Annotated in this window: 14 protein-coding genes; 4 read left to right on the forward strand and 10 right to left on the reverse strand. The window is 61.8% G+C overall.

The window, feature by feature from the left end; translation table 11 throughout:
- Window positions 1-9: 9 nt before the first annotated feature.
- Window positions 10-801 carry a pyrroline-5-carboxylate reductase family protein gene (locus tag ACXAF5_RS02160; protein ID WP_474945371.1) on the forward strand — a complete coding sequence of 264 codons (792 nt, stop codon included), beginning with the start codon at window positions 10-12 and terminating at the stop codon, window positions 799-801.
- Here ACXAF5_RS02160 and ACXAF5_RS02165 read toward each other — a convergent pair.
- Window positions 798-1,418 (reverse strand): TetR/AcrR family transcriptional regulator, encoded by a 621-nt coding sequence (locus ACXAF5_RS02165; protein ID WP_474945372.1) that lies wholly within the window; start codon window positions 1,416-1,418, stop codon window positions 798-800. The two genes, ACXAF5_RS02160 and ACXAF5_RS02165, sit on opposite strands and share 4 nt — an antisense overlap.
- 93 nt (window positions 1,419-1,511) lie before the next feature.
- Here ACXAF5_RS02165 and ACXAF5_RS02170 point away from each other — a divergent pair, with 93 nt between their 5' ends.
- Window positions 1,512-3,557, forward strand: a complete 2,046-nt coding sequence (locus ACXAF5_RS02170; RefSeq protein ID WP_474945373.1) for an FAD-dependent oxidoreductase — start codon at window positions 1,512-1,514, stop codon at window positions 3,555-3,557.
- 23 nt (window positions 3,558-3,580) lie between these two features.
- Here the strand turns inward: ACXAF5_RS02170 and ACXAF5_RS02175 are convergent, their stop codons facing one another.
- Entirely contained in the window at window positions 3,581-5,683 is a 2,103-nt protein-coding gene (locus ACXAF5_RS02175) for a putative bifunctional diguanylate cyclase/phosphodiesterase (RefSeq protein ID WP_474945374.1), read from the reverse strand.
- A 10-nt stretch (window positions 5,684-5,693) separates the two neighbouring features.
- Window positions 5,694-6,686, reverse strand: coding sequence for a cytochrome-c peroxidase (locus ACXAF5_RS02180; protein ID WP_474945375.1), 993 nt, complete (start codon window positions 6,684-6,686; stop codon window positions 5,694-5,696).
- A 558-nt stretch (window positions 6,687-7,244) separates the two neighbouring features.
- Between ACXAF5_RS02180 and ACXAF5_RS02185 the strand changes: the two genes are divergently transcribed.
- Complete coding sequence (locus ACXAF5_RS02185; RefSeq protein ID WP_239318415.1) at window positions 7,245-8,090, forward strand: flagellin N-terminal helical domain-containing protein; 846 nt, start codon at window positions 7,245-7,247, stop codon at window positions 8,088-8,090.
- Window positions 8,091-8,184: 94 nt separating this feature from the next.
- Here ACXAF5_RS02185 and ACXAF5_RS02190 read toward each other — a convergent pair whose 3' ends face one another.
- From ACXAF5_RS02190 to ACXAF5_RS02220, 7 genes are all read right to left on the reverse strand, one after another.
- Window positions 8,185-8,574, reverse strand: a complete 390-nt coding sequence (locus ACXAF5_RS02190; RefSeq protein WP_239318417.1) for a RidA family protein — start codon at window positions 8,572-8,574, stop codon at window positions 8,185-8,187.
- A 26-nt stretch (window positions 8,575-8,600) separates the two neighbouring features.
- Window positions 8,601-9,527 carry a sugar kinase gene (locus ACXAF5_RS02195; RefSeq protein WP_474945376.1) on the reverse strand — a complete coding sequence of 309 codons (927 nt, stop codon included), beginning with the start codon at window positions 9,525-9,527 and terminating at the stop codon, window positions 8,601-8,603.
- Complete coding sequence (locus ACXAF5_RS02200) at window positions 9,524-10,579, reverse strand: D-TA family PLP-dependent enzyme (RefSeq protein WP_474945377.1); 1,056 nt, start codon at window positions 10,577-10,579, stop codon at window positions 9,524-9,526. Before ACXAF5_RS02200 ends, ACXAF5_RS02195 begins: the two co-directional genes overlap by 4 nt.
- On the reverse strand, window positions 10,579-12,045 hold the full coding sequence (locus ACXAF5_RS02205) for a M81 family metallopeptidase (RefSeq protein WP_474945378.1): 1,467 nt from the start codon (window positions 12,043-12,045) through the stop codon (window positions 10,579-10,581). Before ACXAF5_RS02205 ends, ACXAF5_RS02200 begins: the two co-directional genes overlap by 1 nt.
- A 63-nt stretch (window positions 12,046-12,108) precedes the next feature.
- A complete protein-coding gene (locus ACXAF5_RS02210) occupies window positions 12,109-13,152 on the reverse strand; it encodes a TRAP transporter substrate-binding protein (protein WP_474945379.1) in 1,044 nt (347 codons plus the stop codon).
- Window positions 13,153-13,202: 50 nt separating this feature from the next.
- Window positions 13,203-14,489 (reverse strand): TRAP transporter large permease, encoded by a 1,287-nt coding sequence (locus ACXAF5_RS02215; RefSeq protein WP_474945380.1) that lies wholly within the window; start codon window positions 14,487-14,489, stop codon window positions 13,203-13,205.
- Window positions 14,486-15,007, reverse strand: a complete 522-nt coding sequence (locus ACXAF5_RS02220) for a TRAP transporter small permease (RefSeq protein ID WP_065325328.1) — start codon at window positions 15,005-15,007, stop codon at window positions 14,486-14,488. Before ACXAF5_RS02220 ends, ACXAF5_RS02215 begins: the two co-directional genes overlap by 4 nt.
- Window positions 15,008-15,182: 175 nt before the next feature.
- On the opposite strand from ACXAF5_RS02220, the gene ACXAF5_RS02225 reads away from it, so the two are divergent.
- Window positions 15,183-16,088: a MurR/RpiR family transcriptional regulator gene (locus ACXAF5_RS02225; RefSeq protein WP_474945381.1), complete on the forward strand. Its 906-nt coding sequence runs from the start codon at window positions 15,183-15,185 to the stop codon at window positions 16,086-16,088.

Raw genomic sequence — 16,088 nt, forward strand, 5'->3', positions numbered from 1 at the left:
CGCAGTGCCATGGCAGACCAGACATTCGGTATCATCGGAGGGACGGGCATGCTGGGCAGTGCGATCCTGCGTGCGGTTGTGCAGGCGCAGATGATCGCCGAGGAGCGGATCTGGGTGGCGTCGCGGTCCGGGCAGCTCGACGGGTTCTCGGGTCATCCGGGGCTGAGCATCACCACGGACACGGCAGCCCTGATTGCGGCCTCGGATGTGGTGCTGTTGTGCGTGCCACCTGCGGCGATGGGCACGCTGTCGCTGGACCTCAGAGACAAGCTGGTGATCTCCGTCATGGCGGGGATCACGATCGACCGGATCTCCGAGATGACCGGGGCCACGCGGGTCATTCGCGCCATGAGCAGCCCGGCGGCGGCAGAGCGGCTTGCCTATTCGCCCTGGGTTGCGACAGAGGCCACGTCGGACGCGGATCGCGCCTTTGCCACGGCGCTGTTCGAGGCCTGCGGCAGCACGGACCGGATCACGCAGGAGGCGCATCTGGACGTTTTCACCGCGATGACCGGGCCGGTGCCGGGGTTTGTTGCCTATTTTGCCGAAGTGATGGCGGATTATGCCGAGGCCAAGGGCCTGCCGCCCGAGGTCGCCGACAAGGCGGTGCGGCAGTTGTTCCTCGGTGCCGGGCAGATGATGGCGACGGGTACGGCCCGTCCCAGCGATCATGTGCAGGAGATGATCGACTACGCAGGCACCACGGCTGCGGGGCTGGAGGTGCTGCGGGCATCAGACATTGGCGCAGAGCTGGCAAAAGGGCTGGACGCCGCCGTCGCCCGCTGCCGCACCATTGGCTAGCCCGACGTGTGGCGGGCCATGAACTCCGTGATTTCCGCCTGTGTCGGGGGCTGGCCCGAGAACATCTCCACGTAATGCGGTACGCGGTTCAGGCGCGCGACGGGTTCCTCTTCGACCTCCATCGAGATATAGCCCACCTGCGTGTAGATGACCGTAAGGCTTCTGACATCGGCCTGTTCCCTGCTGTAGCCAAAGCGCAGGAACATGTCGTGCACGGCGGCGATGCGGGCATTATCCGCCGCATCAAGCCGCGCCGCCAATGTGGCGTCGTTGCGCGCCCAGTTGCGGATCGCCAGATCGAGGCGCGCATCAAACAGTGCCGGGTCCAGCCAGCAATCCATCAGGTTGAACAGGGCGGTGTTGACGGTCTGCGCCGGGGCCTCGCAGCGGGCCTGTATCTGGCCGGTGTTGCGGGCCTCCCATGTCTCAACCATGGCGTCATGCAGCGCGCCGAGATCCTTGAAATACCAGTAAAACCCGGTGCGCGTCTGATCCACGGCGCGCGCCAGCGGCATGATTTTCACCGCGTCGATCCCGCTTGAGACCAAGAGGTCAAGCGCGGCATCGAGCCAGAGGTCGCGCGAGCCGCGCGGGCGAGGGGAGGCGGGTTTGGACATGCGGGCACTTTAAAACAATTGACACATGTGTCAATTGCGATGCAGGCTGACTTTACACTTGTGTCAAGTCACCTGATTCCATGAGGCAGCGCCATGTCACACGATCCGCTTTTGCAGCCGTTTCAGCTGAAGCATCTGACCCTTCGCAACCGCATTATGACCACCAGTCATGAACCGGCCTATCCGGAGGACGGCATGCCCAAGGCGCGCTACCGCGCCTATCATGCGGAGCGCGCAAAGGCCGGGGTGGCGCTGGCGATGACAGCGGGGTCTGCGGCGGTCTCAAAGGACAGCCCGCCGGTGTTCAACAATATCCTCGCTTACAAGGACGAGGTGGTGCCGTGGATCAGCGACCTGACCGAAGGCTGCCATGAACACGGCTGCGCGGTGATGATCCAGCTCACGCATCTGGGTCGACGCACGGGGTGGAACAAAGGCGACTGGCTGCCGTCGGTGTCCTCGTCACGGCACCGCGAACCGGCGCACCGGGCCTTTCCCAAGCTTGTCGAGGACTGGGACATCGAGCGTATCATCACGGATTTCGCCGATGCCGCCGAACGCATGAAGGCAGGCGGCATGGATGGGATCGAGTTGCAGGCCTATGGTCATCTGATCGACCAGTTCTGGTCGCCGCTGACCAATGACCTGAGCGGCCCCTATGGGGCGGATACTCTGGAGAACCGTTTGCGGTTTCCGATGGATGTGCTCTCAGCCATTCGCAAGCGGGTGGGGGACGCGTTCATCGTGGGTATGCGGTTCACCGCGGATGAGGTGCAAAAAGGCGGCATCACCGCAGAGGAAGGGCTGGAAATCACCCGGCAGCTCAGTGCCACGGGGCAGGTGGATTTCCTCAATGTGATCCGGGGGCGCATCCATACCGATCCGGCGATGACCGATGTGATCCCGGTGCAGGGGATGAAATCCGCGCCGCATCTGGATTTTGCAGGCCGGGTCAAACAGGAAACCGACCTGCCGGTGTTTCACGCTGCGCGAATCCCGGATGTCGCCACCGCGCGCCATGCGGTGCAGGCGGGGCTGTTGGATATGGTGGGGATGACGCGGGCGCATATGGCTGACCCGCATGTGGTGCGCAAAATCCGCGAGGGGCGCGAGGACGACATCCGCCCCTGCGTGGGGGCGACCTATTGTCTGGACCGAATCTATCAGGCGGGCGATGCGCTGTGCATTCACAACGCCGCCACCGGGCGTGAATTGACGATGCCGCACGAGATCACAGCCGCCGAGACCTCAAAGAAAGTGGTGATCGTCGGTGCAGGTCCGGCGGGGCTGGAGGCGGCGCGCGTCGCAGCCGAGCGCGGGCATAAGGTGGTGGTCTTTGAGGCCCAGCCCGACCCCGGCGGCCAGATCCGCCTGACCGCGCAATCTCCGCGCCGCCGCGAGATGATCTCCATCATCGACTGGCGCATGGCGCAATGTGCGGCGCGGGATGTGCAGTTTCACTTTAATACTTGGGCCGAGGAAGCCGACGTGCTGGCGGAGACCCCGGATGTGGTCATCATCGCCACCGGGGGGCTGCCCAATCTGGAGCTGTTCGAGACCGGGCAAGAGGCGGCGCATGTGGTGAGCGCTTGGGATTTGATCGCGGGGGATGTGAAACCGGCAGGCCGTGTGTTGATCTATGACGAAAGCGGCGACCACCCGGGCTTGCAGGCGGCAGAGGTGGCCGCAGAGGCGGGCGCCGAGGTTGAGGTGATGACCCCGGACCGCACCTTTGCGCCCGAGATCATGGCGATGAACCTCGTGCCCTATATGCGGTCCCTGCAAGACAAGGATGTGACCTTCACCGTCACCCGCCGTTTGCTAGGCGTGGCCAAAAAGGGCAACGAACTGGTTGCCACGATCGGCACCGACTATAGCGATTTCACCCACGATCAGACCTACGATCAGGTGGTGGTGAACTACGGCACCTTGCCCAATGATGACCTGTATCAGGAGTTGCGCCCCGCGAGCGTGAACCATGGCGAAGTCGACCATGAGGCGCTTATTGCCGGTCAGCCACAGACGGTCAGCCGCAACCCGGAAGGCGCGTTTCAGCTGTTTCGGATTGGCGACGCGGTCTCCGCGCGCAACACCCACGCGGCGATCTACGATGCGCTGCGCCTGATGAAAGACATCTGAGCACGCAGCCTTCTCCCTTTCTGTCAGACCGCCCTGGCGGTGGTCTGGCGCCCCTCGCGGGCCTCAAGCCATTCGGTCACCGCTTGCTGCGGCATCGGGCGTGCGATGCCGTAGCCCTGAAAGCGGCTGCACCCCAGCGCCAGCAGCTTGTCCTGCTCCACCTCGGTTTCGACACCTTCGGCCAGGCACTCGATGCCAAGGTTGCGGCACAGGTCGATCATCGTGCGCAGGATCATTTCCTGTTCGGCGTCCTGATCGACGCCCGATACAAAGTCACGATCCACCTTGACCCCGTCGACCTTGAAGCGGCGCAGGTTGGAGATCGAGGCATGTCCGGTGCCAAAGTCGTCCAGTTCGATCCGATAGCCGCGTGCCTGGAGCTGTGAAATGGTGTTCAGGGCCGGGTCCACACCGTCGCTGAACAACACGCTTTCCAGAACTTCGATGGCTATGTCCTTGGGCTGGAGGTTCGCCGCAAAGAGCGCATCGTCGAGATATTCCACCAGACCACCATCGCGCAGCTGCTTGGCCGAGAAATTGACGCTGACACAAGGCGCGGGCAGGCCGCGGCGCCGCCAGTCCTGCAGGGCGGCAATGGCATCTGACACGATCCGCTCCGTCAACCGGTCCCCGAGGCCATGTTCGAAGGCCAGCGTGATGAAGACCCCGGGATCGAGCATGCCACGTTCGGGGTGATGCCAGCGCGCCAGCGCTTCGAACCCGATGACCTCATCCGTGTGGCCATCGATCTGGGGTTGGAAGAACGCGGTGATCTCGCCCTGTTCCAATCCATGCCGCAGATCCTTGAGCAGCGCCATGTTGCCCTCGAATTTGGCACGCGTGGCATCGTTGTAGAACGACGCCCGCCCGCGGCCCTTGCTCTTGGCGACATAGAGCGCGATGTCGGCATTGGACAGGATGCGAGCGGGATCTTCTTCGCTGTCGTCGGCAAAGGCGATGCCGATACTGGCCCCGACGTTGATGAACTCACCCCAGACCTCGATCGGCTGCGACACCGCTTCGATCACGGATTGGGCAAAGCTCCGCAAGGTGCCCTCGTCGCCGGGGTTCTGCAGAACAATGACAAACTCGTCTCCGCCAACGCGCGCAGTCAGATCCTCCGGGCCGACCTGTCGCTGCATCGCCCGGGCGGCATGACGCAGGATTTCGTCGCCGGCGGCGTGGCCCATCAGATCGTTGATCTGCTTGAACCGGTCCAGATCGACATGCAGGATCGCTGCCGGCCGGGTGCTGTCCGGCGCCTCCGCCAGACGGCGTTGCAGGTATTCCTGCAGAGCCCGGCGATTGGGCAGGTTGGTCAGTTGATCGTGCAGCGCCAGGTGTTCAATGCGTGATTTTGCGGCACTCAGATCCTGCAGCGTATGAGAGAAGGCCGCCACACCGCGCGCAATCTGCCCGACCTCGTCCTCGCGCGTCAGGTCGCGGACGGTGGTGTCATAGTTGCCGTTGCGAATGCTTTCCATGGCGGCGGCCAGCCGCGTGAGGGAGGACACGAGGTGGCTGCCGAACCCGAGAAACATGGACCCGGAAATCAGAAACACCACGATCATCGCCGCAAAGACGATCACAACCTGACGGGCGTATTTGCGGCGCTCGCTGCGATTGGTCTGGAGGGCGCTGGCCCGCACTTCCTGCTCCAGCGCCACAAGGTCCAGTTCCAGCCTCCGGGCCAGGCGTTCGAGGCGGCTGTGCGAGGGCACATGGGTATCGGCAATCAGGCCAAGCGCGATCGAGGCTTCGGTGTTCCAGGCGTCAAACTGTTGTGCCACGCGTTGGGTCATGGCCTTCTGGCGCTGCGACCCCTCGCTGGTCTCCAGAATGGACCATACGGCCTGAAACCCGTCTACGAACTGCGCATGACGGCGGGAAACCCGGGCGGAGGGGGGAACGGTGTTGAACTCAAGAAAGCGGGACAGCTGCGTTTCGATTTCTTCCCGGATGCGTTGGGCGCGTTCGGTGGCTTGTAGCGTCTTCAGCGTTGTGCTGTCGGATTTCTGGATGGCGTTCTGCGTCTGGATCGCAGCAAGCGACAGGCAGGACGCGGCAACGATGCCGATGAGGATCAGCAACACGATCGGTCCCAGAATACGGCGTTTGATCGACATAGGGGGTCCTTCAATCCACCGGCAGCGAGGGTGCCGAGACATGCGGGTCATACGCCGTCAGTGTTTCAAGGAAGGCGAGCAGGTCATTGACATTGCGGTCCGTCAACCCGTCCAGCGGCGCGATGTCGTTCTGCCGGTCCGGATGCGGAACACCGCCGCTGCGGTAATGCGCGATCACGTCGCGCAGCGTGGTCAGGCTGCCGTCATGCATGTAGGGGGCCCGCAGCGCGATATTGCGCAGCCCCGGGGTCTTGAAGTGATACTGCATCTCCGGATCCAGGAGGCCGCGGCCACTGTCGTCGCTGGCCAGTCCGATCGTGTGAAACCCGTGATCGGTGAAGGCCCAGCTCTGGTGGCAGCTGCTGCACCGCCCGACACCGGTAAAGACCTCAAAGCCGCGTTTGGCGGAGGTGGAAATCGCCTCCTCGTCCCCTTCGATCCAATCGTCGAAGGGCGACCATCCGGACCGCAGGGTGCGGAGATAGGTGGCCAGGGCAGCCACTATGTTGTCCTGGGTCAGGCCGTCTTCGGGAAATGCGATCTCGAAATAGCGGCGATACCCGGAAATCGCCTCCAGCCGCCGCACCACCTGCCGCATGCTTGAATTCATCTTGAGCGGATGGGTGATCGGCCCAACGACCTGCTGTTCGAGGCTGCCGACCCGTCCGTCCCAGAAGAAATGGTCTGACTCTGCCAGATTCTCGATCGTGGGTGTGTGCCGTTCCAGCGCCTGATTCATCGCACCCACCGCCCGCGACGCCGGGGTTTCCCACCCGAAGGAGGGGTTGTGACAGGTGGCACAGCTGAGATTCTGCGCGCCCGAAAGCCTCGTATCAAAGAACAGCATTTTGCCAAGCGCCGCTTTTTGCGGGGAATAGGGATTGGTCTCGGGAAAGGCGATGCGGGTGGGGCGCTCAAACCCGACTCGCATGTCGTGAAAGGTGGCCGCTGCCAGCAGGAGGACGCTGCACAGCAAAAAAGAGAGGGTCTTGATGAGATGCACGGCTGCTTTCCCCGGAGCCTTGAACAGCGTTGAATTGCCGTTCAGCGTGAGGTTGCGCCCGTGAAAAAACAGTTTATTCCAACCGCGAGAACCCGGTTAGTTCTTTGAAAAACAAATTAAATCCTCGGTCTAATTTATCTCTTCTCGACTTCTATCGCCTGATTGACGGCTGCTGAAACACCCGGATCTGGTGCCCGTGGCGTGGCGGATGCACCGGTTTCAGAAGCCATGACGCATTCGGGAAAAGACTATCTGAAACAGTCGGTTGAAGGGTGTTTGCGCACCACGCCAAAGCGGCCAGGTGGTGCTGGAGATCGGTGCTGAAGGGGGGCGCCTGAACACGGCGCTCTTTTGCAATTTGACTCGCATTTTAGATATATACGCCGACATTTTAGCTCTTCATTAGCATCCTCACGGCAAGAGTTGGCCTGCATCTTATTGAGTTTGTTGTGGTGGCCAAAGCGCCCCGCACGTTCAGAAAGACGAGAGAGAAACCCCATAACGGGGCAAGGAAATACATCGGGGCCAAAGTGCTCCTTGCTCAAAGGAACTCATGCTATGTCCAGCATTTTGACAAACAATGGTGCAATGGTCGCCCTGCAGACGCTGAAGTCTGTGAATATGAACCTCACCGACACACAGAACGCGATTTCCACCGGTAAGGAAATCGGCACCGCCAAGGATAACGCCGCGGTTTGGGCGATTTCCAAGACCATGGAATCCGACATCGCGAGTTTTGAAGCGATCGAGGAAGGTCTGGCCATGGGCGATGCGACCGTTGCGGTTGCTTCGGCAGGGGCCGAGCAGATCGTTGAAAAGCTTGTGGAAATCAAGGAACTGATCGTTTCTGCCCAGGCTGAGAACGTCGACCACGACAAGATCCAGACCGATATTGATTCCAAGGTGGATCAGATCGAATCGATCATTTCCGCGGCGCAGTTCAACGGCGCCAACCTGCTGGCCAACACGATTGACGGCACGGCAACCGAAATGGGTGTTCTGGCCTCGCTGGATCGCGTCGGCGCCGGCGGCACCGTGACCTCGGTGGATATTACCATCGCGGCACAGGGCTTCGAATCCAGTCTGAACCTGTCCACCAGCCTGACCACGATCACCGATACCGCAACCGCCGAATCCGCTCTGGCAGAGATCGAGGTCTATCTCCAGACCGCCATCTCCGGTGCTGCTGCCCTCGGGGCCGCCTCTGCGCGGATCGACGATCAGTCCCAGTTCGTGACCGACCTTGTCGACTCCATGACCCTCGGGGTCTCGACAATGACGGATACCGATATGGAAGAAGCATCGGCCCGATTGTCGGCGCTACAGACCCAACAGGAGCTGGCGGTGCAATCGCTCGGCATTGCCAACGAGGCGCCACAGGCCCTGCTACAGTTGTTCAACTAACCGTCTGAACCATACGATGAAGGTCACACTTCAGGGGCGCGTTTCGCGCCCCTTTTTTGCATGAGGCAGCGCCTCGCGCATCTTCGATCCGGCATCAGGCGACCGGTTTATACGCCGTCACATCGATTTCGATCTTGGCATCGACCATCAATTGCGAGCGCACCGTCGAGCGTGCCGGAGCGCCGTTGGGGAAATAGCTCGCGTAGACCCGGTTGAAGGTCCAGAAATCACGCGGATCATCAAGCCAGACATTGACCTTGGCCACATCATCCAGCGTGCAGCCCGCCTGCGCCAGCACCGCGATCACGTTCTCCATGGTGCGCTTGGTCTGTGCCTCAATGCCGCCGGGCTCAATCTCGCCCCGTTCATTCATCGCGACCTGACCGGAAATAAAGACAAAATCGCCTGCGCGGGTGGCCGGGGAAAACGGCAGGTTCTGCCCACCTGCACCAGTGCGCTCTGCGCCGATACGTTCAATTGTCATGAGGAGTCTCCTGATAGTTTGGGAGTTTAGCCCCGCACCGCCTGTTCAAGGGCGTTGCGGGTTTGGGAAAGGGTCGGGATTGGTGTCACGGCCCCAAAACCGGTGGTCGAGAGCGCGGCGGCCATATTGGCATGCTCGGTGGCGGCGAATGGATCGTCGGTTGTCAGAAGGCGCGCGAGGAAGGCGCCGTTGAAACAGTCACCTGCGCCGGTGGCGTCTTTGGCCGCAACGGAATGCCCGGACATCCTGCGTTGCGCACCGTCGACCGAGATCAGCACGCCCTCAGCCCCCAGCGTCAGGGCCACGATGCGCGGGCCGAGGTCGTGATAGTACCTGGCAATATCTTCAGCCGTGTTCAGGCCCGTCAATTGCCGTGCGTCATCCAGACCCGGCAGCGCAATGTCACAGGTCGCCATGCAGCGATGTGTCGTCTCGCGGGCCACGTCCATTGACCAGAGCGCAAGGCGCAGGTTCGGATCAAAGGCAAACATGCCGCCTGCGGCGCGCGTGAGTGCTGCGGCCTCAGTCACGGCGTCCTGCATGCTGGGGGACACAGCAAGGCTGATGCCAGAGGCATAAAAGATCGGGCCGTTCTGCAAGGCTGCGCGCGGCAGATCCGCCGGGGCGAGGCGTGAGGCGGCTGATCCTTTACGCCGATAGGTGAAGTGATGACCGTCCGCATCGTGGGTCACGAAATAGACGCCGGTTTCTTCTCCGGTGGCGCGGATGACATGCGCGGTCGACACGCCCTCGTCAGACCACAGTTCGCCAAGGGCCGCCCCAAAGGGATCTTCGCCGACGCGGGTGATCATTCCTGCGCGCGCGCCCTGTCGGGCAGCGGCGATGGCGACGTTTGACACATCACCGCCAAAGCCCATCGCAAAGGAACCGTCAGGCGTCTGGTTGAACTCCACCAGTGGCTCGCCAAGGCATAGGATCTGAGGACTGCTCACCAGACTTGCCCCCGGGCGGCGACGGGTTCGGTGCCGATGATCTCATCGCCGCGCATCAGCGTGACGTGGTCGAGCATATTCGACACCACGCAGGCATGATTGGGCACGATGCGGAGTTGGTCGCCAACCCGAAGCCCGGTTGGCTGATCCGAGGTGATCCGGCCATGCTCTTCGCTCAGTTGATCGATGTTCAGATCGGGGTGCCCCAGAACGTGACCAAAGCCATCGAGACCAAGCAAATCCGAGGTCAGTACCTTGGACCCAGCGTCAATGATCGCGCGGGTCTTTGACGGGGTGGAAACCACTGTCGCCAGGACCGTCAGGGCGCAATCGTCCCAGTCGCAGGTACCACGTGTCACCAAGGAGCGGTCGTTGTAGATATAGGTCCCGATCCGGTATTCGGTGGCGAGTGGCATATGGTGGGCGCGCCACATATCGGGTGATCCGCCAGAGGAAATCACGTCGACTGTCAGGTCCGTGGCCTCAATCAGATCCTTGGCTTCGGCGAGCCATGTGGTGACCTGCGTTGCGCCCCCCGTCGGCGGGTAGGTCATCAGCCCCGCAAAGCGCAGACCGGGGGCGGCATTGATCGCCAACGCCAGCTCCAACGCCTCTGCCGGAGTTTCCACACCGCAGCGATCCGCGCCGGTATTGCACTCGACCAGCACCGGGAGCGGGGTTTTTGCATCCATAAACCCTGCACTCAGCCCTTCGACAACGGCGGCATTATCCGCCACGACCGACAGGCGCACCTGTTCCGACAGGGCGCGCAGCCGTGCGACCTTGTCCTGTCCGAGAATATTATAGCTGATCAGAATATCACGCATATCGCCACCCGCGATCATGGCCTCGGCTTCGGTGATTTTCTGACAGGTAATGCCGATGGCACCCTGTTCGATTTGATATTCTGCCAGACGCGGCAGTTTGTGCGTTTTAATATGCGGACGAAGCTGCAGTCCGTGGCTGTCGCAATAGTCCTGAAAGGCGCGGACATTGGCCTCTGCGATGTTCAGATCAACGAGGACAGCGGGGGTGTCGATGGGCAAGGTCATCAGGCGGTTTCCTCAGCATGCGGCGTTTCAACACGCGGCCAGATCGCACGGGTCAGGCGGGTGTAGTCGGTGCGCGCCGGGTCGTTTGGATAGGGGCCATCAACAGCAGCGTAGAGGATCTCTCCGGCCACTGACGCAAAGGCCCCGTGAAAGTGGTTGGTGGATTTCACCACCACGATGCGTTTCTGGGCGAGATCAATGCCGAGGTTGCTGAAGAGATCGGGTGAGAACGTCTGGCTGCGGTTGGTGTTCAACACAATGTCCAGATCCCCGATCCGGATCACCGCGCAATCGCCAAGCGGCACCACCGAAGTGCCAAAGCTCTGCACTGCATCACGTTGAAGCCGCATCACCGTGACCCGCGCATCCACCGGTGCGCCCGCATGGGCAGAGGTCTTGCCGCCAAAGCGCAGATCCAGCGCGGCACCCTCTCCGGCGGCGAAGCACAGGCGCACCGCCATCGGATCCCAAATGGTGCCAAAGGCCACACCATCCAGCTGTTGGGTCAGCACCTCGCGCAGCAAAATCGTGGAATCGCCCGCAACACCGCCGCCCGGATTGTCCCAGACGTCCGCGACCACAACGGGGGTCTTGGTGCTGGTATCTGCACGCCGCAGGGCCTCGGCCGCGGGTAGGAAATCGGGTTTGGTGCGGCCACGAAAGCCAAATAGCTCCATCCCGAGGTCACGGGACAGGCGCTCGCCTTTGGCGGCATCGCCATCGGTGATCACGACGATCTTGGCGCCAAGGTCGGGGCTGTCGCCTGCCATGAACCCGTGAATGACAGAGCCTGAGAGGATCTCGCCGCGCGCTTCCAGCCCCATGATCTTATCCACGAACCCGCGCATCGGCTGAATGCTGGTCGGCAGCACATCCATCATGCGCACGTCAAAGACTGATATTTCGGGCGCGATCTCACCGCGCACGGCGCGCAGGGTCAGATCCACGCAAGCCTCGCCCGCCTCGACAAAATCCGTATGTGGAAATTCCTTGAACACGGTGATGATGTCGGCGTTCTCGACCCGTTTGGCGCTCAGATGGCTGTGGGGGTCAAAGCTCACGCCGATCTTGGCCTTCGGCCCCGCCAGCGCACGGGCGGAGGCGATCAATTCGCCCTCGCAGTCAACGCAGTCATCCGCAATCATCGCACCATGCAGGCCCAGCACCACCGCATCCACCGGCAGGGCGGCCTTCAACTGGCTCAGCACCTCATCGCGCAGATGCTCCCAGGTTGCCGCACTCACCAGCCCGCCGGGTTCCGCCCATGTGGCGGTGCCTTCGATCAGGGTGAACCCTTCTTCTTTTGCGCGCCGCCGCAAGGCCGGGAACACGGCGGAACACAGCGTCGGAGTGTCTGGGTGTTCGCCCGGAGGGGCGTAAAAGCTCTGCGCAAAGTCGGAAAAATCCGTGCGCAGCGGCGAGAAGGTATTGGTTTCGGTGGCAAGAGAAGCGCAGAAGACGCGCATGAGGCAAATCCTTGAAATTGAGGTTCCGGGGCGAGAGCGTACCCACGCCCCGGACGGGGACCGTTAGTCGAGGTAAGAGGCGTCGTTGGCCTTCCCGACTTCGGATTTGAAGAGCGTCAGCAACTCGCCCGCCTTGGCGTCGAGGTTCTCGGCCACATGGGACTCAAACGCGGGCTGGGTTGCACCGGCCATCGCAGCGCGCTGCTCGGCGGACAGGGCGGTCACTTCGATCTTGTCCATCAGACCCGCCAGACCACGATCCGAGGCCTCAATGATCCGCGAAAGGCCCCGGCTGGCGGTGACGCAGCTTTCGGCGGCGGTGTGCAGGGTGTTCTGCTCCGCCTCGGTCAGACCATCGTAAAACGCCTTGTTGATCATGAAAGTGTAGGGCGAAAACAGGTGGTTGGTGAGCGTCATGTGCTTTTGCACCTCTGCGAAATTCGCAAAAGAGATGATCGGCACCGGGTTCATCTGACCGTCGATCACGCCGGTCTGCAGACCGGAATAGACTTCGCCCCAGCTGAGCGGATAGGCCTCCGCCCCCAGCGCCTGCACGATTTTCTGGTGGCTCGGCAGGGTCATGGTGCGGATGCGGATCCCGTCGAAATCCTCAAGGTTGGCGATCTGGCGCTGCGAGTTGGTGACGGCAAAGAACCCGCCCGTATCCGGGAAGCCCAGCACCACGACGTCACCCAGTTCCGCCTCGATATCTGCCGCCAGTGCCTCGCCAAATTCGCCGTCAAAGACCGAGTAGGTCGATGCGTTGTTGGCGAATGCAAACGGCAGGTTCAGCACGTCGATACGCGGATAATAGCTCGCCAGTGCGCCGGTGGAGGTGAGTGTCGCCTGAATGACGCCGTCACGCACTTGCTGGACATGTTCGGCAGCGGTGCCAAGCTGGTTGGAGCCAAAGACCTCAACCGTGACGCTGCCATTGGTGTCGGCGGTGACGATGTTTTGAAACACAGCCGTGCAGGCATGCGCCGGGTTTTCAAACGGGTCTGTCTTGTTGTCATGGCCGAAGCGGATGGTGCCACCGGCCATGGCGGAGCTGGCGGTCAGGGCCGCGATCGCGCCAACGACAGCAGTTTTCAGGACTGTTTTCATTTTGATTTCCTCACTGTTGGTTTTTTTGATGGTTGGTTTGGTGGCCCCGATCAGGGGGCAAATCCGAGCGCACGCGGCAGCATCAGGGCCGCGTCCTCCCAGAATGCGAATAGGAAGAGGATGATCACTTCGGCGATCAGGAAGGGGGCGAGCTTGACCGAGATCCGCTCCAGCTTCTCGCCCGTGACCGAGGACAGCACGAACAGGCAGGCCCCCACCGGCGGCGTCATCAAAGAGATGTTGAGCGCCAGCACAAAGATGATGCCTGCATGGATCGGCTCCAGTCCGATCTGTTCGGTGAGCGGCACAAGCACCGGGCCGAGGATGATCAGGATCGCGGTGATATCCATCACCATGCCGACCACCAACAGGATGCAGATGATGATGGCGATCACCGCATAAGGGTTTTCCGACAGGCCCAACACGCTGCCCGCAATGGCCTGCGGGATGCGCTCGAAACTCATCCACCAGCCCAAGATCCCGGCAAAGGCGATGATGACAAAGATCACACCGGTGATGCGCGCGGTGCGCACCAACATTGCGTAGAGGTCGGGAAAGGTCAGTGTGCGGTAGACGAAGAAGCCGATGAACAGCGCATAGGCCACAGCGATAGAGGCCGCCTCGGTCGGTGTGACGATGCCGCCAAGGATGCCGCCAAGGATGATGATCGGCATCAGGAGCGCGGTGATCGACGAGAGGAACGTCCGCCAGACCTCTCCCAATGTGGCACCGCGGTCGGCCTTGGGCAGGTTCTCGCGTTTGCCGCCAATGGCGATCACGCCCATGCAGACCGCACAGATCACCAATCCCGGCAGCAGCCCTGCTGCAAACAGCCCGCCGATGGAGACCCCCATCAAGGAGCCATAGACCACCATCAGCCCCGATGGCGGAATGGTCGGTCCGATGATTGACCCCGCAGCCGTGACCGCGCAGGCGTAATCGCGTTTGTACCCCTGTTTGACCATGGCAGGCACCAACGTGCGGCCAAAGGCTGCGGCGTCGGCGGTGGCAGACCCGGTGAGCCCGGCAAAGAACACCGAGGCCAGCATATTGGTATGGGCAAGGCCACCGCGAAAGCGACCCACCAGCACCTCCGCCAGCTTCACCAGCCGCCCAGTGATGCCGGTGCTGTTCATGATCTCGCCCGCGAGGATGAAGAAGGGCATCGCAAGAAACGGAAAGATATTGAGCCCGTTGAAGATCTTGCTCGGTCCGATGGCGAGGAACGTGACGCCGCCGCCCATGCTGAAAATACCGATGACACCCGCAAGCCCGATGGCAAAGCCGATCGGCATGCCGACGGCAAGCAGGACCACAAAACAGATGCCGACGATCATGCGCCTGCTCCTTCTTCGCTATCGGTTTCGGGCAGATCAAGCTGTCGTCCGGCATCGCGGACCATCACCAGCACCACCTGCACGCAGGCCAGCGCGGCGGCGGCGGGGATTGCGGCATAGAAGGGCTGCAACGTCGCGCCAAGGATCATCGCTTGGCGCTTGGCACCGCTTTCGGCAAAACCGATGCCGAACCACAGCACGTAGAAAAACAGGGCGAATGTCATCAGGTCGATGGCGATCAGCATGGCGCGGCGCAGCGGAGCGGGCAGGTTCAGCAAGACCGCCGTCAGCCCGATATGTTCGCGCCGCGCAATCCCCGAAGAGACCGCCAGCATCGCGGCCCAGATCATCAGGTAGCGCGCCAGCACTTCGGGCCATGGCAATTGCCAGTGAAAGAAGTAGCGATCCACAACGCCGATCCAGACGTCGAGCACCAGAGCCACCATCAGCGCGGCAAGGATGACCTCGGTCCCGCGATTGATCTGGTGGCTCAGCCGACCTGCAAAATCCCCGATCATGATGACTCCCCGTTTTGTAATTAAGGTACATATTCAGGAGGTATCGTGGGTTCCGTCAAGTCATTTTTGTTACTTAGCTACAAATACGGATGTATAAAGGAAGAATTCGATGGCGATTTGACCTGAAAATGTATCTTAGGTACAGAATCGCTTGATCAAATGACCGGAGAGACAGATGCCGACACCTGACAACGGCCCCGCACAGGGCGCAGTGGATCTGATCTCCAACCTCCGCCAGTTGAACGGCACCTTTGCCGCGCGTGAGCAGAAGGTGGCAGACTTCGTGTCGGCACATCTTGAGGAGATTTCGGGCATGACCATCGCCGAACTTGCGGGCGCGGTGGGGGTCAGCACGCCCACGGTTGTGCGCTTTTGCCGGAGCATGGGTTGTGACGGGTTTCGAGAGTTCAAATTGCGTCTGGCACAGAACCTCGCGGTCAGCCTGCAGTACCTCTCGCCCAGTCAGCGCGACGTGTCCGAGGGGGGCGCGGGCGCGGTCGATCAGGTGTTGGGCGCGCTCTACGCGACCGTGAATGTGATGCGTCAGCAGATCGTGCCAGAACGGCTCGATGCGGCGGTGCAGGCGCTGACGGAGGCCGGGCAGATCGTGGTCGCCGGGGTTGGCGGCGGATCAACCATGGTGGCGCAGGAGGCGGCCAACCGGATGTTTCGGCTTGGAATTCCGGCAGTTGCGGTCTCCGACAGCTATCTGTTGCAGATGCGCGCGGCGACCTTGGGGGCGAATGATGTGCTGCTGTTGGTCTCCACCAGCGGCGCGGCGGATGAAATCGTCAGCGCGGCGGGGATCGCCGGCGGCTACGGCGCAACGGTCGTGGCCATCACGCGCCCCGGCAGTCGGTTGGCGCAGGAAGCGACCATCGCGATCGAGGCCGACCTGCCCGAAGATCCGGACATCCTGAAACCCACCGCCTCGCGCTATGCTCATCTGGTGATCGTGGATGCGCTGGCAATGTCCGTGGCGCAGGCGCGCAGCGAGGTCACAACCGAGAACCTGCGCCGCATCCGGGCCTCTCTCACCGCCTATCACGGTCGCACGGGGCCGCAGCCCTTGGGCGACTAA

The organism is Epibacterium sp. ABV4_022, assembly GCF_056159345.1.